The 22257-nt window shown below is 38.4% G+C and carries 23 protein-coding genes, 2 pseudogenes and 1 riboswitch; of the genes and pseudogenes, 7 read left to right on the forward strand and 18 right to left on the reverse strand.

Annotated elements, in window-relative coordinates; all coding sequences use genetic code 11:
* Window positions 1–400: 400 nt before the first annotated feature.
* A complete protein-coding gene (locus E1I69_RS20705) occupies window positions 401–730 on the reverse strand; it encodes a YuzD family protein (protein ID WP_136381447.1) in 330 nt (109 codons plus the stop codon).
* A gap of 217 nt (window positions 731–947) precedes the next feature.
* On the opposite strand from E1I69_RS20705, the pseudogene E1I69_RS20710 reads away from it, so the two are divergent.
* Window positions 948–1169 (forward strand): annotated as a pseudogene (locus E1I69_RS20710) (NifU family protein); the annotation flags it as partial.
* A gap of 106 nt (window positions 1170–1275) precedes the next feature.
* On the opposite strand, the gene thrB reads toward E1I69_RS20710, so the two are convergent.
* The 5 genes from thrB to yutH form a co-directional block, all read right to left on the reverse strand.
* Window positions 1276–2193 (reverse strand): homoserine kinase, encoded by a 918-nt coding sequence (gene thrB, locus E1I69_RS20715; RefSeq protein ID WP_136381449.1) that lies wholly within the window; start codon window positions 2191–2193, stop codon window positions 1276–1278.
* A complete protein-coding gene (thrC, locus tag E1I69_RS20720; protein WP_136381450.1) occupies window positions 2183–3250 on the reverse strand; it encodes a threonine synthase in 1068 nt (355 codons plus the stop codon). Before thrC ends, thrB begins: the two co-directional genes overlap by 11 nt.
* Complete coding sequence (locus E1I69_RS20725; protein ID WP_136381451.1) at window positions 3247–4548, reverse strand: homoserine dehydrogenase; 1302 nt, start codon at window positions 4546–4548, stop codon at window positions 3247–3249. Before E1I69_RS20725 ends, thrC begins: the two co-directional genes overlap by 4 nt.
* A gap of 223 nt (window positions 4549–4771) precedes the next feature.
* Window positions 4772–5761, reverse strand: a complete 990-nt coding sequence (locus tag E1I69_RS20730) for a 2-hydroxyacid dehydrogenase (protein WP_136381452.1) — start codon at window positions 5759–5761, stop codon at window positions 4772–4774.
* A gap of 46 nt (window positions 5762–5807) precedes the next feature.
* Entirely contained in the window at window positions 5808–6821 is a 1014-nt protein-coding gene (yutH, locus tag E1I69_RS20735) for a spore coat putative kinase YutH (RefSeq protein WP_136381453.1), read from the reverse strand.
* 141 nt (window positions 6822–6962) lie between these two features.
* Between yutH and E1I69_RS20740 the strand changes: the two genes are divergently transcribed.
* Entirely contained in the window at window positions 6963–7463 is a 501-nt protein-coding gene (locus E1I69_RS20740; RefSeq protein ID WP_136381454.1) for a phosphatidylglycerophosphatase A family protein, read from the forward strand.
* Window positions 7464–7562: 99 nt separating this feature from the next.
* Window positions 7563–7772: a hypothetical protein gene (locus tag E1I69_RS20745; RefSeq protein ID WP_136381455.1), complete on the forward strand. Its 210-nt coding sequence runs from the start codon at window positions 7563–7565 to the stop codon at window positions 7770–7772.
* Window positions 7773–7798: 26 nt separating this feature from the next.
* On the opposite strand, the gene E1I69_RS20750 is transcribed toward E1I69_RS20745, so the two are convergent.
* Both E1I69_RS20750 and hepT read right to left on the reverse strand, forming a co-directional pair.
* Entirely contained in the window at window positions 7799–8569 is a 771-nt protein-coding gene (locus tag E1I69_RS20750) for a TIGR01457 family HAD-type hydrolase (RefSeq protein WP_136381456.1), read from the reverse strand.
* A gap of 18 nt (window positions 8570–8587) precedes the next feature.
* Window positions 8588–9025: a type VII toxin-antitoxin system HepT family RNase toxin gene (gene hepT, locus E1I69_RS20755; protein ID WP_136381457.1), complete on the reverse strand. Its 438-nt coding sequence runs from the start codon at window positions 9023–9025 to the stop codon at window positions 8588–8590.
* A 158-nt stretch (window positions 9026–9183) separates the two neighbouring features.
* On the opposite strand from hepT, the gene E1I69_RS20760 reads away from it, so the two are divergent.
* Together E1I69_RS20760 and E1I69_RS20765 are read left to right on the forward strand one after the other, a co-directional pair.
* On the forward strand, window positions 9184–9450 hold the full coding sequence (locus tag E1I69_RS20760) for a DUF3055 domain-containing protein (RefSeq protein WP_136381458.1): 267 nt from the start codon (window positions 9184–9186) through the stop codon (window positions 9448–9450).
* A gap of 112 nt (window positions 9451–9562) precedes the next feature.
* Window positions 9563–9793 (forward strand): cytosolic protein, encoded by a 231-nt coding sequence (locus tag E1I69_RS20765; RefSeq protein ID WP_136381470.1) that lies wholly within the window; start codon window positions 9563–9565, stop codon window positions 9791–9793.
* A gap of 47 nt (window positions 9794–9840) precedes the next feature.
* Here E1I69_RS20765 and E1I69_RS20770 read toward each other — a convergent pair whose 3' ends face one another.
* A complete protein-coding gene (locus tag E1I69_RS20770) occupies window positions 9841–10116 on the reverse strand; it encodes a YutD family protein (protein ID WP_136381459.1) in 276 nt (91 codons plus the stop codon).
* Window positions 10117–10223: 107 nt separating this feature from the next.
* Here E1I69_RS20770 and E1I69_RS20775 point away from each other — a divergent pair.
* Window positions 10224–10868, forward strand: a pseudogene (locus E1I69_RS20775) (YhcN/YlaJ family sporulation lipoprotein); the annotation flags it as partial.
* A 241-nt stretch (window positions 10869–11109) separates the two neighbouring features.
* Here E1I69_RS20775 and lipA read toward each other — a convergent pair.
* Window positions 11110–12012 (reverse strand): lipoyl synthase, encoded by a 903-nt coding sequence (lipA, locus tag E1I69_RS20780; RefSeq protein ID WP_136381461.1) that lies wholly within the window; start codon window positions 12010–12012, stop codon window positions 11110–11112.
* Between the two features lie 271 nt (window positions 12013–12283).
* On the opposite strand from lipA, the gene E1I69_RS20785 reads away from it, so the two are divergent.
* A complete protein-coding gene (locus E1I69_RS20785) occupies window positions 12284–13231 on the forward strand; it encodes a M23 family metallopeptidase (RefSeq protein WP_136381471.1) in 948 nt (315 codons plus the stop codon).
* A 73-nt stretch (window positions 13232–13304) separates the two neighbouring features.
* Here the strand turns inward: E1I69_RS20785 and E1I69_RS20790 are convergent, their stop codons facing one another.
* The 8 genes from E1I69_RS20790 to E1I69_RS20825 all read right to left on the reverse strand — a co-directional run bounded on the left by E1I69_RS20790 (window position 13305) and on the right by E1I69_RS20825 (window position 22006).
* Entirely contained in the window at window positions 13305–13418 is a 114-nt protein-coding gene (locus tag E1I69_RS20790; RefSeq protein WP_136381462.1) for a methionine/alanine import family NSS transporter small subunit, read from the reverse strand.
* The gene (locus E1I69_RS20795; RefSeq protein WP_136381463.1) at window positions 13415–14956 is read right to left on the reverse strand and encodes a sodium-dependent transporter; all 1542 of its coding nucleotides are present in this window, start codon (window positions 14954–14956) and stop codon (window positions 13415–13417) included. The genes E1I69_RS20790 and E1I69_RS20795 overlap by 4 nt, the downstream gene beginning before the upstream one ends.
* A 249-nt stretch (window positions 14957–15205) precedes the next feature.
* Window positions 15206–16789, reverse strand: coding sequence for a Na+/H+ antiporter NhaC family protein (locus E1I69_RS20800; protein ID WP_136381464.1), 1584 nt, complete (start codon window positions 16787–16789; stop codon window positions 15206–15208).
* Between the two features lie 135 nt (window positions 16790–16924).
* Window positions 16925–17109: riboswitch (Lysine riboswitch) on the reverse strand.
* A gap of 92 nt (window positions 17110–17201) precedes the next feature.
* A complete protein-coding gene (yunB, locus tag E1I69_RS20805; protein ID WP_161974955.1) occupies window positions 17202–17960 on the reverse strand; it encodes a sporulation protein YunB in 759 nt (252 codons plus the stop codon).
* Window positions 17961–18069: 109 nt separating this feature from the next.
* Window positions 18070–18372, reverse strand: coding sequence for a YunC family protein (locus tag E1I69_RS20810; protein WP_136381466.1), 303 nt, complete (start codon window positions 18370–18372; stop codon window positions 18070–18072).
* A 109-nt stretch (window positions 18373–18481) separates the two neighbouring features.
* Window positions 18482–19885 (reverse strand): bifunctional metallophosphatase/5'-nucleotidase, encoded by a 1404-nt coding sequence (locus E1I69_RS20815; RefSeq protein ID WP_136381467.1) that lies wholly within the window; start codon window positions 19883–19885, stop codon window positions 18482–18484.
* A 32-nt stretch (window positions 19886–19917) separates the two neighbouring features.
* Window positions 19918–20766, reverse strand: a complete 849-nt coding sequence (locus E1I69_RS20820; RefSeq protein ID WP_136381468.1) for a DUF72 domain-containing protein — start codon at window positions 20764–20766, stop codon at window positions 19918–19920.
* A gap of 223 nt (window positions 20767–20989) precedes the next feature.
* Window positions 20990–22006 (reverse strand): amidohydrolase family protein, encoded by a 1017-nt coding sequence (locus E1I69_RS20825; protein WP_242634663.1) that lies wholly within the window; start codon window positions 22004–22006, stop codon window positions 20990–20992.
* Window positions 22007–22257 lie beyond the last annotated feature (251 nt).

Consider the following 22257-nt stretch of genomic DNA (forward strand, 5'->3'; position numbering starts at 1 on the left):
CTTCAGAGACATTTCGGCGGTTTTACATCAATGTTTTGTCTTCGAGAGTACGTCTCAGAGACATTTAGGTGTTTTTGTTTCTGTGTTTTGTCTCCGAGAGTACGTCTCAGAGACATTTCGGCGGTTTTACATCAATGTTTGTCTTTGACAACCGGTCTCAGAGACATTTAGGCGGTTTTACATCAGTGTTTTGTCTTTGACAACCAGTCTCAGAGACATTTAGGTGTTTTTGTTTCTGTGTTTTGTCTCCGAGAGTACGATTTAAAAGCATTTCAAATCTCACACTTCGGTATTTTGTCTTTGACACCCCACCTCGGAGACAGGCTCTCTAATTTGTTCTTTAATCATTTTCTACTCAAAAAAAAGCAAGGGAGATCGCGTCTCCCTTACTTTCACTCATTTATTCAGCTGCTTTATACCCGTATTTCTCCATTTCAGCATAAATCGTTTTTAGTTTAGGACTGCCCTCTCCGACAATAGCGCCCTCTAAGACCACAACAGGATAAAACATATCCTCTTCAATCACGCGAGTGGCAAATGTTTTTTTCTCTTCGTCCCCTGGTGGATCAAAAATATCGATATGTGAAATGTCGAAAGGTTGGTTTGGAAACTTTCGACTCAATGCTGCTTCAAGCCATTCAAAGGTCTCCTTTGAAGAAGGAAGATTTACACAGCTAGGGCAAAGTACCTCTGCACCATATACACAGATTTCAACCTTTTGCTTTTCCATTTTATGATCTCCTTTCCCCAATCGTATCTTTTCTCATTGTACTAAAAATCTGGTAGAATGGACATAGAAAGTAATTAAGAATTCATCATGGATTTTCTCAATCTAGGTATGTAATTAAATATTGGAAAAAACGCATTACTTGGTTTTAATAGATTTTTTCCAGTAAACAGATTATAATAATTATAAAGGTATGAGGAAAGGAGTCAATCGAATGGATATCAAAGAGCAAGTACAAGAAGTATTAGATAAACTTCGTCCATTTTTACTTCGTGATGGCGGAGACTGCGATTTAGTTGATGTAGAAGACGGTGTTGTTAAGCTTCGTTTATTAGGTGCATGTGGAAGCTGCCCAAGCTCTACAATCACACTAAAAGCCGGAATTGAACGTGCGTTATTAGAAGAAGTTCCAGGTGTAGTCGAAGTTGAGCAAGTTTTTTAATAAATAATTGATATGGATCCCTCAAGTTTTTGAGGCATTTTTTTGTGCCTTTAAACTTAGTGGCAGTATTAATTTAAAGAAGCGAAACCTGATTGGTTTCGCTTTTTTATTCATGTAGCGACAGTGTGGTTAATTTACTACCGTTTTTCTCAATCGATACCTCTTCTACCTGATACCCCTCAAATTCTAGTGAAAGGTCCGCTTTTAACTGCTTTCCTCGTCCATTTTCGGTAAAACAAATCACAGTTGGTCCTGCTCCGCTAATGGCAACACCAAATGCTCCTGCCCTCTTAGCAGATCGATGAATGCTGTTGAACTCGGGAATGAGCTTCGCACGATAGGCTTGATGGAATAAATCCAGCTCCATCATTTTCCCCATTAACTCAAGGTTTTTTGTTAAAAGAGCAGCGACCATCACATTGCTGATTGAGCTCGCTTTTACAGCTTCTTGGTAAGATAATTCTGTTGGAAGCACACTACGAGCATCCTTCGTTTTCAACTCATATGGAGGAATGACAACGACCATATCAAAAGATACATCACTTACATGAATAAGATCAGTATCCTCGCTTCCACGATGACTGCCAATGACTAATCCCCCATATAACGATGCCCCTACATTATCGGGATGTCCCTCAACATCACAAGCTAATTCAAGTTTTTGTTGATTGGTTAATTGAAGATGACAAAGCTCATTTACGAGCTCGATTGCTGCGATAATGGCAGCTGCGCTACTCCCAAGCCCTCTTGCCAACGGAATATTGCTATTGACATACACCTTACAGGGAGGTAGCTCACAAGAGAAAATGCTCGCCACCTTCGCTGCTATTTGATAAATAAAATTTTCTTTATTTGTAGGTGTATCTGCAATTTCCGCTGATTGCGGAACAAACTCCCACTGATTGCACGGTTCAACCTGTAGAGTCAAATATCGATTGACTGCCAATCCAAGTGAATCAAACCCTGGTCCGAGATTTGCTGTGCTTGCTGGTACTTTAATTTGAAAGGCTTGATCAAACTTCATGTAAAACGGCTCCTCGGATATGATCGTACACAGCCTTTTCATCATTAGGTAATACAACAGGCTTGATCGAAGTTGCTTCAATGGCTATATTTGGATCCTTTAATCCATTTCCTGTTAAGACAGCAACGATTCGGCTCCCTTTTTTAATTTCGCCACTGCGTACTTGCTTGATGACACCTGCGATAGAAGCACATGAGCCTGGTTCTGCAAACACGCCTTCTTTTCGTGCCAGTAACTGATAGGCTTCTAGGATTTCAGCATCCGATACCTCATCAATTTTACCATTCGACTCACTTGCTGCTACAACAGCTTTATCCCAGCTTGCAGGGTTTCCAATTCGAATGGCAGTTGCCACTGTTTCAGGCTCTTCGATGACTTTATTTTTAACAATTGCTGCTGCACCTTCTGCTTCAAAACCTCGCATCTCAGGAAGTCCTGTTTTATGACGCTCATGGTATTCTTTAAACCCTTTCCAGTAAGCTGTAATATTCCCAGCATTCCCGACTGGAATGGCTAATACGTCAGGAGCACCATCTAGTTGCACACAAATTTCAAATGCTGCTGTTTTTTGGCCTTCAATTCGATATGGATTTACAGAGTTTACTAGAGTAATAGGTGCCGTTTCACTAATATTCCGAACCATTTTTAAGGCATGATCAAAGTTTCCTTCGATTGAAATGATTTCAGCGCCATACATGACAGCTTGCGCTAATTTCCCCATTGCAATTTTCCCTTCAGGAATAACGACGATACAACGAAGTCCAGCACGTGCTGCATATGCTGCTGCTGCTGCGGACGTGTTACCAGTTGATGCACAGATAATTGTATCACTGCCCTCTTCAATCGCTTTTGCAACTGCCATAACCATTCCACGGTCCTTAAAAGACCCAGTTGGGTTAGCTCCTTCTACTTTTACATATAATTCAACACCAAGCTCTTCTGAAATGGAATGAAGTGGAATTAATGGTGTATTTCCTTCATTTAATGAAAGCATTGGAGTATTTGTATTTACCGGTAAATATTCTCGAAATTGTTGTAAAAGACCTTGCCATCTCATCCTTGGTTTCCTCCCTCAACTCGATAAGAGCTTTTCACTTCTTGGATAATTTGTAAATCTCTAAGCTGTACTAAAATTTCCTCGTAATCTCGTAATGATGCTTCATGAGTAACAAGAACAATTTCAGCTACATTTTTATTCTTTAATGGCAATTGAAGAATTTTCTCAAAGCTTACACCACGTTCAGAGAATAGGGATGTAATTTTTGCAAAAGCACCCACTTGATCCTTTACGTGAATACGCAAGAAATATTTAGAGAAAATCTCAGAGTCATCTTTTAGTTTTTTCTCATATTGAGGTGATACGCTACTTAGACCATTCACTCCAAGTCTCATATTTTTCATAACAGCTACTAAATCTGATACAATTGATGTTGCTGTTGGTAAACTACCTGCTCCGGGACCATAGAACATTGTTTCTCCAACTGCTTCTCCATACACATATACCGCATTATATTCATCATTTACGCCAGCAAGAGGGTGTGATTCTGGAAGCAGTGTTGGCTGAACACTTACCTCAACCTTCTCTCCCTTACGATGCGCAGTTCCGATTAACTTGACCACATAGCCTAAACGTTTACTATATTCGATATCATCACTTGTTACGGAAGAAATCCCTTGAACGCGAACGTCTTTAAGCTCGATATTCATCGAGTATCCTAATGAAGCCAGGATTGCCATTTTTCTTGCTGCATCTAGACCTTCCACATCTGATGTTGGGTCTGCTTCCGCATAGCCAAGTTCCTGTGCTTCTTTCAGTACTTCTTCATAGGCACTACCAAACTTGCTCATCTTTGTTAAAATAAAATTCGTTGTTCCGTTCACAATTCCCATCATTTTAATGATTCGGTCAGATGCAAAGCCGTCCACTAAACCGCGAAGGATTGGAATCCCCCCAGCAACACTTGCTTCATAGAACAAATCACAGCCATTTTCACTTGCAACTTTTAATAATTCTGGACCATATAAAGCCATTAAATCTTTATTTGCTGTTACAACATGTTTTTTATTACGGAGTGCTTGAAGCACTAATTGTCTTGTATCCTCAATTCCACCCATAACCTCGATAACTACATCGATTTCAGGGTCTTCAATAACCTCATTTGCATTTGTTGTTAAAAATGAAGGATCAATTTCTACTGTTCGATGTTTATGAACATCTTGAACTAATACTTTCTTTACTTCTATTGGGCAACCAACTTGGTGCATTAATTTATCTTGATGATTTTTTAAAATCGTTACAACGCCACTACCTACCGTACCTAATCCTAATAATCCAACTGCAATACTTTTCATCATTATCCGCCTCCTATGTACTCCCTAGAAATACATTTGTCCTTCTATAAAAGACATTATAGTAGTGATACTTTGTTTTTACAAGTGTTTTTTTTCTAACTTTTCCTCTGAAAACGCTTAACATGTTGATATGAAAGGGATATTTTTTTATAAAAAAGATTCTTTTCAAAACATTCCATCTATAAAAAGAACACCTTCATCGCGAAGGTGCCCTTGAAAAATCATTTCATTTTACAGACAGTCCCCACTCTTTGTTGACAAGAGTCTTTGGTTGCTTATGGGTAAGAACAAGCTCAATATTTTTGCAGCAGAGTTCCATCATGGCTACTCGAGTTTCCGTACTTGAAGATCCAATATGAGGCAAGGCTACGACATTGGGCAAAGTCACTAAAGGATGAGAGGCTTCCACAGGTTCCTTTACAAATACATCTAAACCGGCTGCTGCTATCTCACCATCGACCAATGCTTGGTACAGTGCCTCCTCATCAACGACCGGTCCTCTTGATACATTGATGAACACGGCAGACTTTTTCATTTTCTTAAAGCTTTCTTGATTAAATAACCCTTTTGTTTCCTCAGTGAGTGGTGTTAAACACACAATAAAGTCCGATTTCTCAATCACCTCATTAAAGGGGGCATAGGAACAACCAATCCGTTCCTCTGCAGCTACATTCCGAGAACGATTATGATAGAGAATATCCATTTCAAAACCCGTCGCACGCTTGGCGACCGCTTCGCCAATTTTGCCCATACCAACAATTCCAATTGTTTTATGATGAACATCATGACCAGCAAGTAACAAAGGACTCCAGCTTTTCCACTCGCCCTTTTTGACATATTCCGCTGCTTCAACGACTCTTCTTGCAGTTGCAAGTAACAGCGCAAAGGTTAAATCAGCTGTTGTATCTGTTAAAACATCTGGTGTGTTACATACAGCGATTCCCATTTGATTCGCATAGTCTACGTCAATATTGTCAAAACCAACAGCAAGGTTTGCAATTACTTTTAACTTGGGTGCCCCATCAAGCAATTCTTTGTCAACTTTTTCAGATAGCATGGTTAACAGGGCATCTGCCTTTTTTACTTCTTCAAGAAGTACTTCTCTTGGAACGGCTTTGTCTTCTTCATTCCAAATATGTACTTCAGCTACTTCCATGAGTGGTTGAATGGCTTCTTTAGGTAGTTTTCTTGTAATAAAAACATATGGCTTCGTCATTTTTTTACCTCTTAAAAAGATTTATTCGAGTGCTATTTCTATAGTATCATACTTTTTTTATTTGAAGCCAACTTATGTTCGGAATTGTTAGTCTCTTTTCATTCACTCCCACACTTGATAAAAAGGTGGCTAAAAAGCGTTCATGATCACTTGAATGTTGTAGCATTGATTCTAATCTTTGCAATTGGATTTCCTTTTTGTTCTCAGATTCTGTCATGTAATATCCTTCGATACATTCAAAAAAATGGAGTGGAAACAATAGCCTGGCATATAAAAGTCGCCATGAAAAAGGAGAAAGAGGACTAACTCGCTCATACTCTTTTAAAAAATGAATAACATTCCCATTTTGTCTTGATTCATCTCTGGTATATTGATCACGGATAAATTCAGCCAAGTCTCTTGTGCAATGGTCAAACACCCAGTCTGTTGGGAGCTTCGTAAATGTGTCTTTGTCCCATGACGTTTCTGTGAAACGATGATGACAGATCGTCGCTGAATCGATTGCTGAAGGCGCCACGTCCATTTCCGTATCAACTAGGTATTGAATTGCATTTTCCGTTAATCCTATATAATACGGGAATGCTTCAACGAATAATGTTTCAAAACGGTTTTGGGGATGTTGCCTCACTTTTTCCTTCCAAAACAACTCCATTTGGTCCAGTCTTTTCTCCCAAAGAAATTTCCATTGCCCAATTCGATTAATTTTATTGACCCGATAAGGGAAGCTCCTGCCTCGATTATGAAAACGAGCCAATTCATTCCCAAGTGTATTTGTATTTCGATGGCTATATACAGGGATTCTAATCATCACAACCTCTTCATCATGAATAGTTGTGCTTAAATTCCCGTCTGTAGTCGGTAAAATGCAGCCTACACGGATATCGCCTTTTTGTATCATATAATCGCTAAGATGTTTTATTTCATACAGTTCTTCTTGTTCCACATGTTGTCTTGGCACAATACAATATATTATATTTCGATAGATGATTGCATCATAACCAAATGCTTTTACGAACCGATCCATTTTTAATTTGTATTGTTCATAAAGAGTATCCTTCATAAATCATCACCCCTCGCACATACTATGTAACTACAGATTAGTCGTTCAAAACATCTATATGAAACAAATCGCCATTACTTGTGGTAAACTAGTAAATATTAGCAAATTATTTTGAAATTCTAAGAAATAAGGTGAATTCAGATGAGCGAAGAAAATAAAATAAATGAAATTGAACAAACAGCTAGAAAATGGTTAGAGGAAAGAGGCGTTACCATCCAGGATATTGCGGAGTTAGTGTATTTTTTACAAAGCAAATATCATCCTGACTTAAAAATGGAGGATTGTGTGCATAATGTTGATCGTGTATTAACAAAACGTGAAATTCAAAATGCAATTCTAACTGGGATTCAATTAGATAAACTTGCTGAAAAAGGCTTGCTTGAGGAACCGCTACTTTCAACAATTAAGGTAGATGAGGGACTTTACGGTGTTGATGAAATCCTTGCCTTTTCGATTGTAAACGTATATGGCTCAATCGGTTTTACAAATTACGGATATATTGATAAGAAAAAACCGGGTATTTTGGAGCGACTAAATGACAAATCTACTGGTGAATGTCATACATTTTTAGATGATATTGTAGGAGCAATCGCAGCCGCAGCTTCAAGTCGTTTAGCTCATAGAGCGGCAAATACGAATTAATAAACAAAGATCAGACCAAATCATTACGATTTGGTCTTTTTATATGGTTAATAATGGTATACTAAATTTACAAACTATTCTGTTAGAACGAGGTGTGTAATGGATCTATTTTTAAAAATATTGGGACTTGTTTTTATCGTGATTGCAATAATGATCACATTTTCATTAAAAAAAGAAGTGAAAAATTTGGATAGCCCGGTACTACATCGAAGTATAACGAATCGTTGGACGAAACGCTCCAAAACATCAACCATTTTCATGGGGCTTGGATGTATTTGTGTCCTAATAGGACTTATTCTTTCTATGTAAAAAAGCGCTCGATAACTTGAGCGCTTTTAAATTCTTTCCATCCATTCCTTTAAGCTGTTAATTGCATAGGTCGGTTGACGGTCATATCCTTTTAAAAGGTCAACAGTAGTCACACCTGTATGAACTAGAAGTGTATCAATACCAGCATTCATGCCCGCCATGATGTCAGTGTCATAGTAATCACCAATCATTAGAGTATCCTCTTTTGGAATGCCTAATTTCTTTTGGGCTTGCTCCATAATCACTTTTTCAGGTTTTCCTATAAAAATCGGTTGAACAGTTGTGGAAACAGTTACCACTGAAGTTAACGAACCATTGCCTGGTAAAAGCCCTCGTTCCGTTGGTAATGAAATATCACCATTTGTTGAAATAAAGGTTGCTCCATTGCGGACGGCTAAGCAGGCAAGAGCAAATTTTTCATATGTAATAGAACGGTCAATTCCAACAACTACAAAGTCGGGATTCTCTTCCCGAATTGTAAACCCTTTTTCCTGTAGTGCTTGGCGAATCCCTTCCTCACCAATCACATACACCGTTCCCCCCTGCTTTTGTTCGTACATATAGTTGGCAGTTGCTTGGCTTGTTGTGAATATCTGTTCCTCTGTACAGGCAATATCAAAATCACGAAGCTTTGCTGCCACCTGTTCTGGTGTTCTTGATGAATTATTGGTTACGAATAAATAGGGTATTTGTTTTTCATTTAGCGCATTTACAAAATCACACGCTTCCTGAATACGCTCAGATCCACGGTACATTGTACCATCTAGGTCGATTAAATAACCTTTGTATGTTTTCACTACTTTTATCACCTTTTGTTAGTTTTTAAATGCGGAAACAGGTCCTAGTTCATGTTCCAGATAAGATCTAACAGCATCCGGAAACATCTTTAAACTGTTTTTATGGTTCTGTATACTTGAAATAATCTCTTCATGATTGATGTCAAGATAGTCTTGAACAATGACTTTGCGGAAACGAATGATTGCTTTTAAATCATTGGCAACTTGAGCTGTGACCACCTTTTCATCTTCAAGGATGTCTATAATATCTTCATAACTGCCGGGGTCACGCATAATGAAGCCATCAATCATTGAATTCCCAACATCTAAAATTGCTTCAATTAAAAGCTGGGAAATTCGCTCTAACGCCTTCTTTTCAATTGTTCTGGTCCAATTTGTCTTCGTTTCTAATAAATCTAAATTCTCTTCGTAAAAAAGAAGGGTCTTCTCAATCTTTTCTCGGTCAACAAAATACACAGTATCACCTTCTATTTATATTCCTTTTTAATTCCACATATTATTTTACCATAAAGTTTAGCATCATTCATGGCATGGCCAGATTTAATAATTCGTTTTCTATTTGCTATAGCTTTGTTATGATAATGTAAATGACTGTTTTTAAAGGAGAATCCATTATGTCCGAACGTTTTTTCTTATATGATGATACGGTTGACACCCAAACACGATTTGTAAGTTTTATGGGAGAAAACCAGCGTTATGATTTAGCGATGATTCAGTCTGACCGCTATTATGGAAAGCTTGTTGTATTAAATATCTTAAGTAATCGCTTTGCTATTATTGGTAGAGATGATTTAGATGAGCCTGGGTATATTGAACACGCCTTTCAACTATCAGAGGAAGAAGCGGAGGAATTACGCTCTTTCTTGTATGAAATTGTTTAACATATTTGTACATGTACCTGAAAACACTATAAATAAAAAGTGAGGTGTTTTACAGGTGGTGGAAAAAGATAAGGAAGAAATAAGGTATACCGATTTTTCAAATGTGGAGACGATGAAAGACTTTCTCACTTCTGAGGAATTTCCTGAAGGTCCTACAGGTGCTCCAACCGGTGAGGATACACCCGTTGAAAATAAAAGTACATCTTGGAAACAAGGACAACGATATTATACACCGTTTAATTACGAATTTAAGTCTCTTCACCAAGACTTGCCACGACAATTTCCTGGAGCTCATCCCACACACGATGACAAGGATGAAAATGCTGAGCCACCATATGACTGAGGTATTCTTTTATACAAAAAGTACAGGCAACTGACGCAGCCTGTACTTTATTTTTTTACCTTTTTTAGAACAAAATAGGCACAACCGAAATTGCAATACTCGTATAAATATTCGGAAAGGGTACTGATTTTTGTATCAAAGGATGCTTTTTGGTTTTTATCATCAAAAAATCCTTTTAAACGAAGTTGTTCGTATCCCCAGTCCCCGACTATATAATCATATTTCGCTAGGATGTCACTATATCTTGCCCGAAAGGCTTCTTCATTAAAACCGTTCTTCAGCTCATCAACAAGCTCATATGTACTGTTATTGATACTAATCACTTTTGTTCACACCCCTTATTATATATCCATTATAGCCAATCAACCCATCAATTACTATGCGAAATTTTTGTTGAATTGGTCAACCTACAATTGAGGGGGTGTCAAGATTGAAAAAGTACACAATCATCTCGGGCTTAATTGCTTTAACAGCATTGACGGGCTGTGGTGCTTCTGACGACAATGCAGGTGTGTTCCATGAAAGTGGAAACACCATAAATCGGATTGACCAAAATGAGCTTTACAATAAAAATGGAGTTAAAAACAATGGCAAGGAAATGACGAACTTTGGCTATGTTCGTCACCAAAAAAATCCAGTCCCTGGTAAGGCAAATGTATACAACAATATGCCAGCGATGGATCGCGAGAAAGTAGCGGATTTGATTAGTAAAATCTGTACCTACATCCCGAATGTTCATGACGTAGGGACACTAGTGACGGATGAAGAGGTTCTTGTTGTGTATAATACGGATTCAAAGGATCGCAACTTAACCGCAGACCAAGTTAAGCGCTCTGCACTTTCTGTTGTCCCACGTTTTTATCATGTGTATGTTTCTGATGATCCTGACATGATGGATCAAATTGAAAGGTTCGGGACACTCGATTCAGACAGTCGTAATGTCGACCAAATCATTACATCCACAATCCAACAAATGATAAAGTCCCCACAAGGATATAAGGTAAGCGATGGGGAAAATGAAAATGGTGAAATGGAAGGTGGATTAAACCCTGAATATGAACGTAAGGCAAGGGAGAATCAGGACTTTCTAAAAAATCCAAGCACCGGTAATGAGGGTGGAGATATCCATGACACTGGAAATGCCGGTACCATGGGAAATAAAGGGAATGAAGATCAAAAGAGGGATGACGGAAGAGACCTTTTAAGAAAAGGGGCTCAGTAGTCCTTGAAAAATGGATGAAAGAGTTTTTTACATGCTTGTTCGGAATGTCCTTCATCCATTAATACAATAAAAAAAGGGGGGTCTCCCCCTTTTTTTATGCTTGTTGTTTAAGTTGTTGATTTGCCTTTGCCGCATTTACTTGCTCGTCTGCGTGGTAAGAAGAACGCACAAGTGGACCAGCTTCACAATGACTGAAGCCTTTACTTAGGGCAATCTCTTTTAGTTCAGCAAACTCATCTGGATGGTAGTATTTTTGAACTTTTAAATGCTTCTTGGATGGTTGAAGGTATTGACCAATTGTCATGATATCTACGTTATTTGCACGAAGGTCGTCCATTGTCTCAATGATTTCCTCCTTCGTTTCACCCAAACCAATCATAATACTAGATTTTGTTGGGATGTCCGGATACATTTCTTTTCCTCGACGTAAAAATTCAAGTGAACGCTCATATTTTGCTCTTGCACGAACGCGATCTGATAAACGTCGAACAGTTTCGATATTATGATTTAGAATGTCCGGCTTTGCATCCATTAGCGTTTTTAAGTTGTCATATACACCACCTAAATCAGATGGCAATACTTCAATTGAAGTAAATGGACTCTTTCTACGAATCGCACGAACCGTTTCAGCAAAAACGGCTGCTCCTCCATCCTTTAAGTCATCACGGGCAACCATTGTAATAACAACATGTTTCAATCCCATCGTAGCGACAGAATCGGCTACGCGCTCTGGTTCTTTCCAGTCCAATTCATTTGGAAGCCCCGTCTTAACCGCACAAAAACGGCAAGCACGCGTACAAGTATCCCCCAAAATCATAAAAGTAGCTGTCTTACGAACAGCCCAGCATTCATGGATATTAGGACATTTTGCTTCCTCACAAACGGTATGTAGTTGCTTTTCTCGCATCATTTTCTTTAAGCCGGTGTAGCTTTCGTTCGTATTCAGTTTTATTTTTAGCCATTCAGGCTTTCGTAAATATTCCTCTTTGTTAGACATACTTTATCACTCCATTGCAAAGGCTATCCCTATTATACTCCTAAAGTAATGAAGAATCCAAGGATTAACATAATTCGTGAAATGTTAGGCTTCCAACAATTAGTTATTATGAAAATAAAATGATTTACCAAACTAACAAGGAAGAGTCTTTTGAAAAAATATTTATCGACTTAATCGTGAACATAGATGTCTTAACAATAATTGTTGAGAAAGGAGATATTTGTGCGTGAAAAAAGTCTTTGGAATAGTTGTTGTTATTTGTTTGTTTTTCATGGGAATACCGATGGTCGCAAATGCAGCTGAAGGTAATCAAGATGTATTTCAGGAACGTATGTATCTTTATTCGAAGATGGAAGCTTTAACCCAAATTCCTTGGTATTATTATGCGGCTATTGATCAATATGAACGAAGTATCCGTCGTGCACGTAAGGATATACCGAAGGAAACGGGTTTGATTGGAATCTATATTAAACCCGAAGTATGGGCCGGTGCTTTAAATCCAAATTCAAATGATACGAACCCACACAGTATTCAGCTTTTTGGGGGAATTGGTTTAGATGGCAACGGAGATGGTGTTGCTGACCAGACAAATGATGAAGATATCTTATTTGCAATGTCTGAGCAAATTCTGGCGTATGGATCAGACCCAGATAATTTAAAAATCGGCTTATGGAACTATTACAAACGCGACAAATCTGTTTCTCTTATCATGGGAATCGCCAAAATCTATTCGACGTATGGAACCTTAGATTTAGATAAGCATGCCTTTCCGGTTCCGCTCGGCTATAATCACAGCTATAAAAACACGTGGGGAGATGCACGTGGCTGGGGCGGTCGGAGAATGCATGAAGGTACGGATATTTTCGCAAGCTACGGTACACCGGTTCGAGCAACCTCTTATGGTGTAATTGAAATGAAAGGGTGGAATCGCTTCGGCGGGTGGCGGATTGGAATTCGAGATGTCAATAATACGTATCATTATTTTGCACACTTAAACGGGTTTGCAAAGGATATTGCAATTGGTCAAGTTGTAGAGCCAGGAACCATTATTGGATCAGTTGGTAGCTCTGGATATGGACCACCAGGAACAGCAGGAAAATTTCCGCCCCATCTTCATTACGGTATGTATAAGGACAATGGTTTTACAGAATGGTCCTTTGACCCTTACCCGCATTTACGTGCATGGGAAAGAGCGGAACGAAAAGCTAAAAAAAGATGACACGTAAAAGGCTGTGGTACAACTAATACCACAGCCTTTTCTCCGTTCAATTTTGACCCTCTTTTTATAATGTTTAGCCTTGCTTAGCTTGCTTAGCCTTTTTTGCAGCATATGCGATACTTGCTATTAGGCCTCCCCATAGAATAACCATTCCAATGAGCATCATTGCAATTGCTCCACCGGTCATAGCCCTACCCCCTTGTCGCTATTAGAAGAATAATTCTCTTCTAATGTTGCACGACTCCATTTTTTAAGTGATACGATTATTCCGAGTACAATTACTCCAACAGCAATAAATACACCCGGGAAGAGAATAAATGAAGTTACATACCCTTCATAGTTTCCAGAGTCAGTATCAAATTGTTGGAGGATATTTTGCTTGAACAAGTCAAACATCATATACCCTAATACAATAGGTGTTACGATTCCAAGACAGAACTTCCACCATCCACCTGCACGGATATCTGAAACCGCATTGGCATGTGCTTGCAATGGATTCATTTGCTTGAATACCCATGCAAATAGAATAACTTCAACTAATCCTGCAACCGCAATACCGAATTGGTTGATAAAGTAGTCAACAACATCCAGGAAGTATAAGCCTCCATTTGTTGAATACAGGATCGAAATAAGGGATGCTAATCCAGCACCGTATAATACAGATTTATTACGACTAATCTTAAATTTGTCTTGAACAGCCGCAATAAAAACTTCACAAATCGATATAAGGGATGTTAACCCAGCAAACACTAATGATAAAAAGAATAAAGCTCCGAAAAACTCGCCAAATGGCATTTGGTTTATAATTTGCGGGAAGACTGCAAACGCTAAACCAACACCTGCGCTTGCCACTTCATTTACAGGTACCCCTGCTTGTGCTGCCATGAATCCTAGAGCAGCAAACACACCAATACCCGCTAATAATTCAAATCCTGAGTTGGCAAAACCAGTGATAAATGCATTGTTTACTACATCGGATTTTTTTGGTAAATAACTTGCATAAGTAATCATAATTGCAAAACCAATTGATAAACTAAAGAAAATGTGTCCGTATGCGGCAACCCAAACCTTCCCGTCCATTATGGCGTCCCAGTTAGGTTGGAAAAATGCATTTAAACCTGCAGTTGCTCCTTCTAGTGTAACTGCACGGATTACGATAATTGTAAAGATCACCAATAGTGTAGGAATGAAGATCTTATTCGCTCTTTCAATACCCTTTTTAACACCTTTGAATAGAATAAATAGGGTAATAGCCCAAACAACAACCAATGGTCCAAAAACCCCAAGCACCGGAGCACCGACATCTCCAGGTGTTTCCGCTAAATGCAAATATTTAGAGAATAGGAATCCTCCTGTATCCTCACCCCAAGCTTTATTAAACGAAAAGAATGTATAGGAAATTGCCCATGCGATAATGACTGCATAATAGGTTGCAATGACAAAGGATATGAATACTTGCCACCAACCTAACCATTCCATCTTCTTATTTAAGCGGAAAAATGACAATGGTGCTGATCCTCTAAATTTTTGTCCAATTGCAAATTCGAGAATTAGGATTGGTATTCCTGCTGTTAAAATGGCAAATAAGTATGGAAGAAAGAAAGCACCTCCTCCATTGTCATAAGCAACATATGGAAATCTCCATATATTACCTAGGCCAACCGCAGAACCGATCGCGGCTAATACGAAGCCTGCCCGCGTCCCCCACTGTGGACGATTATCCATAAAACAAACCTCCCCTTTTCCACTTTAGTCCATCACCGTGGTAGTCCTTTAGCACTAGACTGAAATTGGAAATTTTCATATATTCAGATTATTGTCTATAATCTATCTATTAGTATAGCCAGTCTTTATTCCTGTGTCAAAAGTTATTTTAACATTCAAATTATTTTTCATAAAAAAAAGACAAAGGTTCTTTTTCCTTTGTCTCATACATATTATTTAATTTCACTGTGCAAAATTCGAATAGTATTTTTATGCTTTTTTTCTGTTCATGAATGTAATGACAAAGATAACAAATAATACGACAGTTGTAAGCAATCCTAATAAGGTATTGCCGGTTAGACCTAGCACGACATAGCCAATTGCTGCGAATACGGCTGAAATAATGGCGTATGGAAGCTGTGTCATCACATGATCAATGAGATGACTGCCTGCACCTGTTGATGAAAGAATGGTTGTATCCGAAATTGGCGAACAATGGTCACCAAATACAGAACCAGCTAACACTGCAGCAAGAGCTGGAAGCATTAGATTGATATCTGATGCTGCTACGATATCCCCTGCGATTGGGAGCATCATTCCGAAGGTTCCCCAAGAAGTTCCTGTAGCAAATGCCATGATACCTGCTACAACAAATAGAATGACAGGTAAAAATGCAATATTAATATTAGACTTTTCAACAAGGCCGGCTAAATATTTTCCTGTTTCAATCTGCCCAATTAAGTCCACGATCACCCATGCAAATAATAAAATATAAACAGCTGGAAGCATTGATTTAATTCCCTCAATGATACCTTTCGGGAGAATACTTATACTTACTGCCTTTTTTGCATAGACTTGAACAAGGAATAATAGTAGGGTGATAATGATTCCAAATAAGCCACCATATAATAGTGATCCTGTTACATCTGTGTTTTCCAAAATGGAAAACATCGTTACATTGCCTTTTGAAGCTTTATAGCCTGTCCAAAATAAGGAACCGACAGTACCGATTACTAATGCGATAATTGGCCATACTAAATCCCCAACAGAACCTTGTTCACTTTGAGGTAATTCTTGTTTTAATTCTCCAAGTACTGGCTTTGTGGGGTCGATAACCTCTCCAGTAGTCATTGCTCGATTTTCATGAACCTTCATACTTCCGATATTAATATTAAACACTGCAACCGCAATGACCATTAACATCGCTGATATTACATATAAATTCATTGGAATAATTTGAATAAAAGCTGCTAATGGTGAATACTCAGTTATACCGTGTGTGACTAGGATTGGCGCAATAATCGCGATAATATAGGCACCCCAGCTTGAAATCGGTGAGACTACACAAATCGGCGCAGATGTTGAATCGATAATATAGGCTAGTTTTGCACGTGAAACCTTATTCCGATCTGTAATAGGTCTGCTCACTTGTCCAACAGCCAACGCATTAAAGTAATCATCAATAAAAATAATAATCCCTAAAACAGCAGCTAATAGCTGTGCACCGGTTCTTGTTTTAACCTTCGTTTGAGCCCATTCACCAAAGGCACGGCTTCCTCCAGAAATGGAAATAAAGGCAGTAATAATGCCTAATAGGAATAAAAATAAGATAATATAGACATTCCATGTATTGAGTGCACCTTCTGAAACAAAGACCGCTTTAAAGCTATTCCAAATGGTGTAAACGATGTCTTGCAGCCAAGCACCGATTCCTTCATTAAGTAATACTTTGCCGTGTAAAACGACTGAAGCCGACACAATTCCGACTCCAAGTGAGAGTAAAACTTTCCGTGTTAAGACAACCATAAGAAGAGCAATGATTGGTGGGATAATTGAATAAATAGTTCCAGACATAATATAATCCTCCAAAATTGGTATTTCACGGAGGGCTGTTTGTACGTAGTGAAAGAGGTTTTTAAAAAAATAAAAAGAGAGTAATGATAGAAAATAACTATCATTACTCCCAGTAATGTTATGTTATCCTCCATCACGATCAGTAGCCCTCCATTATAGATCTGACTCTATAATGACAGTGTTACCCTTTTTCAAGGCAACCCCAACAAAAATAACGTTGACAAAGTTCATTTTTGCTTCGGCGAAAAATCCTTTCAACTATGATCTTCGTTGTCATCCTCACATAGTTTACTCTTAATTCCCGCACCTCTACCTCATCGATCCGATAAGGTGGTATATTCATTTTTGATTTCCTTCTGTAGTATAATTCATTACACTCTATAAATCAATTATTCTAATATAGTATTTTTTGTTAATCTGTTGGAATTTCGATTGAAGGTGAAGAATCACTGCCATTGTTATAGAATTCTGGGACATCGTGCAAAATATTTTGATTGATCACTGGAACGATGGTTTCAATTTCAACCTCGCCTGTTGAAAATGGTAAAATAACCTGCATAGTCACAGTGGCTAAAACATTGTATTGAAACCATCCATTATTAATTCCCCACTCATCAATTCTTCCTTGTGGCGTTGTTTCTCCAAAACCAACCATATGAAATCGGATCGGAATTTCCGGACCTAAATTACCTAAGATGGCATTATTTGTTGCTTCTCCTAGCGGTACTTTAAAAACAAATCCTGTTTGCCCTGTTGCATTATCTTTTTCAAGTTCTAAATTAGGGTATTCCAGTTTATGAATGTCTCCTTCATTTACATACTTTAAGTATTTTTCAATATTTCCTAGGGTCTCTGTCGCCATTTTATTAACAACTTGAGTATTGTAACTAATTACTTTCCCTGTTTCATCTGTTTGGACAATACTTAAGTCCTCTTGAACTAATTCTTCCTGATTTAATTGTTGGTTTATCGCATTTTTGATAACCGAAGCAGCTACCTTTTTTGTTTCATTTTCAGCATATGCCATAAGCGCAGGCTCAATCGCTTTATTAACAATGAATAATCCAATTAACGTCGAGAAGATAAAAAAGATAATGGTTAGTAAAAAGACGTAACGAAAAGGCAAGGGCCCTTTCCTTCTTGGTTGTAGGCGACGTCTGAATTTTGCCAAAAGAAATCCCCCCTTACATGCTATATGTATGCAGGTAAGGGGGGATGTACGATACTTATTTTATTCTCTTTTTTTATATAGAATACCTTTCTTTTTAAGGTATTGAATGTTAAACCATCTTTAATAAGGCGTCTCTGCCTTTCATTCCTAATGTAATGCCTCTTTTCTCAGCTTCGTATGTGATTGATTCAAGGGGGGCATCCAGTAATTGCTCGATTGTTCGAACACCAACTGCCCTACCAGCAATAATGCCTCGTTCTTTAAGTTTTTCATTCAATAATGCAACGTCGAGGGCACCACACATAATATAGCCATTTTCATTTGTAACTGCCATAAAATTGGTCTTAGGAAGTTTAACGGTAATGGCTGTAAATTGATGATTATCAATTATGATTGGTGTCATTGAGACCATTCCTAGCACACTCCTTTCCATACTAATTTATGTACAGGGAAAGAGAATTGTGTTAGAAATAGGTGCTTGACTAGACCTAACTTTACTGTACTTCTTTTGGCTAGGAACCTTAGGACCCTTTACCGATTGTTTTTATTTTTTCCGCTAACAGGTCCCTCAAGAACTCTGGCATATAATATTTTTTATCCTTTGCATCCCGGATTACTGGGAAAAGCAACCCGAACGTATACATGTCAATGGTGGCTACGGAATACAATTTATCCGGCTCAAGCTCTTCGCCATTTATTTTAATCGTAGTGATATGGTCGACTCCATCTGAAAGCTTCGTAGTTTCAAGCTCAACCCCGTCGTACACCATTTTACCCATAACCTTTCCACGAAAGCCTAACCCCTTAATTCTGAGGCTTTCCATTTCCTTTGTGTTGGCCTGCAAGATGATTTCCTTCAGTTCATCACCCATTACCCATACCTTACATGGATTGATTGGATGAGGACAGATTCGATGCAGGTCTTCTCTTGTTACTTTTCCGGCTGGAAGCGAGTCAAGCAATAGCCCCGCATTAACCATTGACAGGTCTCCATCACACCATTCACGGAGCACTTCGGCTAAAAGTTTAGAAAAGGAGGTTTCAGCAAACCAATCACTTATTAATGGTTCATCAATGACCGCAATCACATCATCTTTTAACATTTGAATACTTTCCAATAAATAGTGGGAAAGGATGTCATTTGTTTCTTTGCTCTCTGGAAGCGATTTTGTAGCGATTACATTTGCTGTACTTTCAATAAGCTTTTTTTGTTCTGAATCAATGTGAAGTGTGACATGACCGATGTAATTTCCATATTTTTGGGCACAGCAAAGCAGTGTATTGTTAATTCGTTTTCCGTTTTCTAAAAGGTGATGGGTATGCCCACCAAGGAGTACGTCAACTTCTGGAAAGTCTCTCGCAATTTGTTCATCTTCATTAATCCCTAAATGGGACAATAACAGGATCATATCTGTTTGATCTTTTAGTTCAGCAAGTGTTTCCCTTAAAACAACAAGTGCGTCCTTAATATTCCATCCAAGTAGCTTATACAATCCAATATAATGAACCGTTAAACCAATTATTCCAATTTTAAAACCACTTGGCAAAACGTAAATATCATAGGGACAAGCCCATTTTGGCAGCTTTCCATTTTTGTCAAAAAGATTTGCAAGTAATACTTTAAATTCAGCTTCATCGTATAAAGAATCGAGATGTTCATAGGACATCGTAATTCCCTCATTGTTGCCAATTGTTGCATAATCGTATTGTAGTTGATTTAAAAGCTTAACATTCGTTTTTCCATAGGACGCTTCTGAAATTGGGTGAAAGCGATCGATATGGTCTCCAATATCAATTAATAACATTTCTTCATTGTTTTGTTGGTGCAGCTGTCTCATTTCCGTTATATATTTTGTGATTTTCGGCCAACGATCAAAATGGCTATGGAGATCATTTGTATGATAAATATGTACTGTTTCAATCAATCCCTTCACCTCCTCTAAAAACCTTTTATGTATTAACTAAAAAAGTCCATTTGTCGTGGGGCAAGACCTCGGTATTCGATTCCGAACATATCAATAAACTGTTTGGCATTGGAAGCTGCATCTCCACCTGAGTTATTATTAAATAACACATAGATGATTTCACTACCATTGTTTAGCTTTTGAACGTGGTCAACCCATTCTTCTAGCTCTTTCTTATTATACTTGTATAAGTACCTGACATCACGCCAATTGCCTTCGTTTGGCTTAGTCCATCCATGAACATTACGACCATGAAAACGTACAAGTGTTTTCTGTTGATTTGTCGGGTGAAGGACTAGTGGAATTGAACCAGATCCAGCCTGTGGTTCATCACAGATACTATGGATCCACCCTTCCTGTTCCATGAATAATAAGGTTTGATCTTTTAGTTGCGGGGAAAACCATGATTGATGGCGAAATTCAAGTGCAACTGGGATATCTCCCATTTGTTGCTTACACCACCGTAGGTAGTCGACATTTTCACGTTTACAATCATACCACGGTGGAAATTGAAATAAAACCATGGCAAGCTTGTTTGCTTTTTGATACGGTTCAAGTGATAAAGTAAAGGCATCAAACATTTCCTTTTTTGATGTAAATGGTATTTCACCACGCTGATGGCCTGTCATCCCTTGATAAGCTTTAACAATAAATTGAAAGGACTCCGGTGTGTCACTTACCCATTTTTCCACGTTCCGTTTTGGCTGTATGGCGTAGAAAGATGCATCCACTTCGACAATTGGAAAATGACCAGCATATTCCTTTAGTTTATCTCTTGGCGAAGTTCCAGCAGCATACAGACTTTCATGTTCCCCCCACCCCGTTACACCGATGTAGATCATTAGTTCACCTCATTACGGTTTTAAATGTTCATCAATTCTATTCTCTATTTTAACACTTAGAGGGAATTTTTTAATACATCGCGATTATATCCATACACCCAAAATAAAAATACACCATGCATTTTTCTCGCATGGTGTATTTCAAGCTTTACATCCAAACCACTCTTAATACATTACTTGTAAGCCGTCAACATTTATTGCCTGACCTGTTATATATCCTGTTTCAAGTTTTTATCAATTCATTCAAACCAAGAAAATCCAACGCATTTTGTCCTAGCATCAATTTTGCATCCTCTTCTGAAATATCCCCAAGGCTGTCTATAACCTTTCCTACCGGCTTTTCGCGTAGAAGGAATGGATAATCAGATCCGGCAATAATTTGTTTTGTTCCAAAACGTTCAATCATAAATTTCAAATTATCCGAATCGTAAACGAGTGAATCATAATAAAGCTTTTTCGCATAATAGCTTGGTGGTTTTTCTGTATTTCGGGTATCCGGCCAGACTTCCCATCCTTTATCCATTCTTGGAAGAATATAAGGCAGCGACCCTCCACCATGCGCAAAGCAAATTTTTAGTTCTGGCAACTTGTCTAGCATCCCGCTCATAATAATGCTTCCTGCCGCTAGAGCTGTCTCTGATGGCATTCCAACGGTATACATGGAATTGAAACGTTGCAACCTTTCTTGTCCTAGCGTTGCCCAAGGGTGGACAAAAAGTGGAACATTCATTTCTGCTGCTGCCTCAAAAAAAGGATATAGGGAATCATCATCGAGATTCAGTCCGTTAACATTGGATCCTATTTGAATTCCTTTAAGGCCAAGCTCATTAACAGCCCGCTCCATCTCGGCTATCGCCTTTTTCACATCCTGCAGTGGGACTGTGCCCATTCCAATAAACCGATCCGGGTATTTTTTAACTACAGAAGTGATAAAATCGTTTTGTGACTTGGCAAGCTCCAATCCCGCTTGTGAATCTGACCAGTAAGTGAAGGTAACAGGAATTGGTGACAGTACCTGAATATCTACACCCTCCTTATCCATGTCTTTTATTCGCTTTTCAGCATCCCATGTCTGGTCGGTTATCTTTCTAAACGTTTTACCCTGTATCTTAATTTCAGCACCACAGCTGCAGGTCTTGTGTAAAGTCGGAAACCGTTCATCTGCATATTTTGCTGCTAGGTCAGGGAAATCTTCTGAAATGATGTGGGTATGAAAATCAACTCGTAAATTTTTTGTCAAAGCTAAAAAACCTCCCTCTATAAATGTTGATTTACCAACGGTTTGATCCGTTAGTGGGGTGTCAAAAAAATATTTTTCGACACAATTCCTAACAGTATTTTTAAAATATGTGAAACTATTCCAATACATGGGTACGCTACGCGGTCACTACTGGATAATGCTGGTAAGTAGTGCTAGGGAATTATACGATGCACAATGGATCTCTGCGTAGCTTATGATGACGTACCCTCCCATGTCTCTGGGCATCAATG

Source organism: Bacillus timonensis, from assembly GCF_004799755.1.
Taxonomy (GTDB): domain Bacteria; phylum Bacillota; class Bacilli; order Bacillales; family Bacillaceae_L; genus Ferdinandcohnia; species Ferdinandcohnia timonensis_A.

What these genes read in the sequence shown, in the direction of transcription:
- thrC (WP_136381450.1), bottom strand. Translation starts at nt 3,250, where the DNA reads ATGAGATGGCAAGGTCTTTTACAACAATTTCGAGAATATTTACCGGTA.
- E1I69_RS20760 (WP_136381458.1), top strand. Translation starts at nt 9,184, where the DNA reads ATGTCCGAACGTTTTTTCTTATATGATGATACGGTTGACACCCAAACA.
- E1I69_RS20820 (WP_136381468.1), bottom strand. Translation starts at nt 20,766, where the DNA reads ATGATCTACATCGGTGTAACGGGGTGGGGGGAACATGAAAGTCTGTAT.
- E1I69_RS20730 (WP_136381452.1), bottom strand. Translation starts at nt 5,761, where the DNA reads ATGACGAAGCCATATGTTTTTATTACAAGAAAACTACCTAAAGAAGCC.
- E1I69_RS20800 (WP_136381464.1), bottom strand. Translation starts at nt 16,789, where the DNA reads ATGTCTGGAACTATTTATTCAATTATCCCACCAATCATTGCTCTTCTT.
- E1I69_RS20740 (WP_136381454.1), top strand. Translation starts at nt 6,963, where the DNA reads ATGAGCGAAGAAAATAAAATAAATGAAATTGAACAAACAGCTAGAAAA.
- E1I69_RS20810 (WP_136381466.1), bottom strand. Translation starts at nt 18,372, where the DNA reads ATGGTCTCAATGACACCAATCATAATTGATAATCATCAATTTACAGCC.
- E1I69_RS20705 (WP_136381447.1), bottom strand. Translation starts at nt 730, where the DNA reads ATGGAAAAGCAAAAGGTTGAAATCTGTGTATATGGTGCAGAGGTACTT.
- E1I69_RS20745 (WP_136381455.1), top strand. Translation starts at nt 7,563, where the DNA reads ATGGATCTATTTTTAAAAATATTGGGACTTGTTTTTATCGTGATTGCA.
- lipA (WP_136381461.1), bottom strand. Translation starts at nt 12,012, where the DNA reads ATGTCTAACAAAGAGGAATATTTACGAAAGCCTGAATGGCTAAAAATA.
- E1I69_RS20725 (WP_136381451.1), bottom strand. Translation starts at nt 4,548, where the DNA reads ATGATGAAAAGTATTGCAGTTGGATTATTAGGATTAGGTACGGTAGGT.
- E1I69_RS20765 (WP_136381470.1), top strand. Translation starts at nt 9,563, where the DNA reads ATGAAAGACTTTCTCACTTCTGAGGAATTTCCTGAAGGTCCTACAGGT.
- E1I69_RS20795 (WP_136381463.1), bottom strand. Translation starts at nt 14,956, where the DNA reads ATGGATAATCGTCCACAGTGGGGGACGCGGGCAGGCTTCGTATTAGCC.
- E1I69_RS20790 (WP_136381462.1), bottom strand. Translation starts at nt 13,418, where the DNA reads ATGACCGGTGGAGCAATTGCAATGATGCTCATTGGAATGGTTATTCTA.
- E1I69_RS20785 (WP_136381471.1), top strand. Translation starts at nt 12,284, where the DNA reads ATGGGAATACCGATGGTCGCAAATGCAGCTGAAGGTAATCAAGATGTA.
- thrB (WP_136381449.1), bottom strand. Translation starts at nt 2,193, where the DNA reads ATGAAGTTTGATCAAGCCTTTCAAATTAAAGTACCAGCAAGCACAGCA.
- yutH (WP_136381453.1), bottom strand. Translation starts at nt 6,821, where the DNA reads ATGAAGGATACTCTTTATGAACAATACAAATTAAAAATGGATCGGTTC.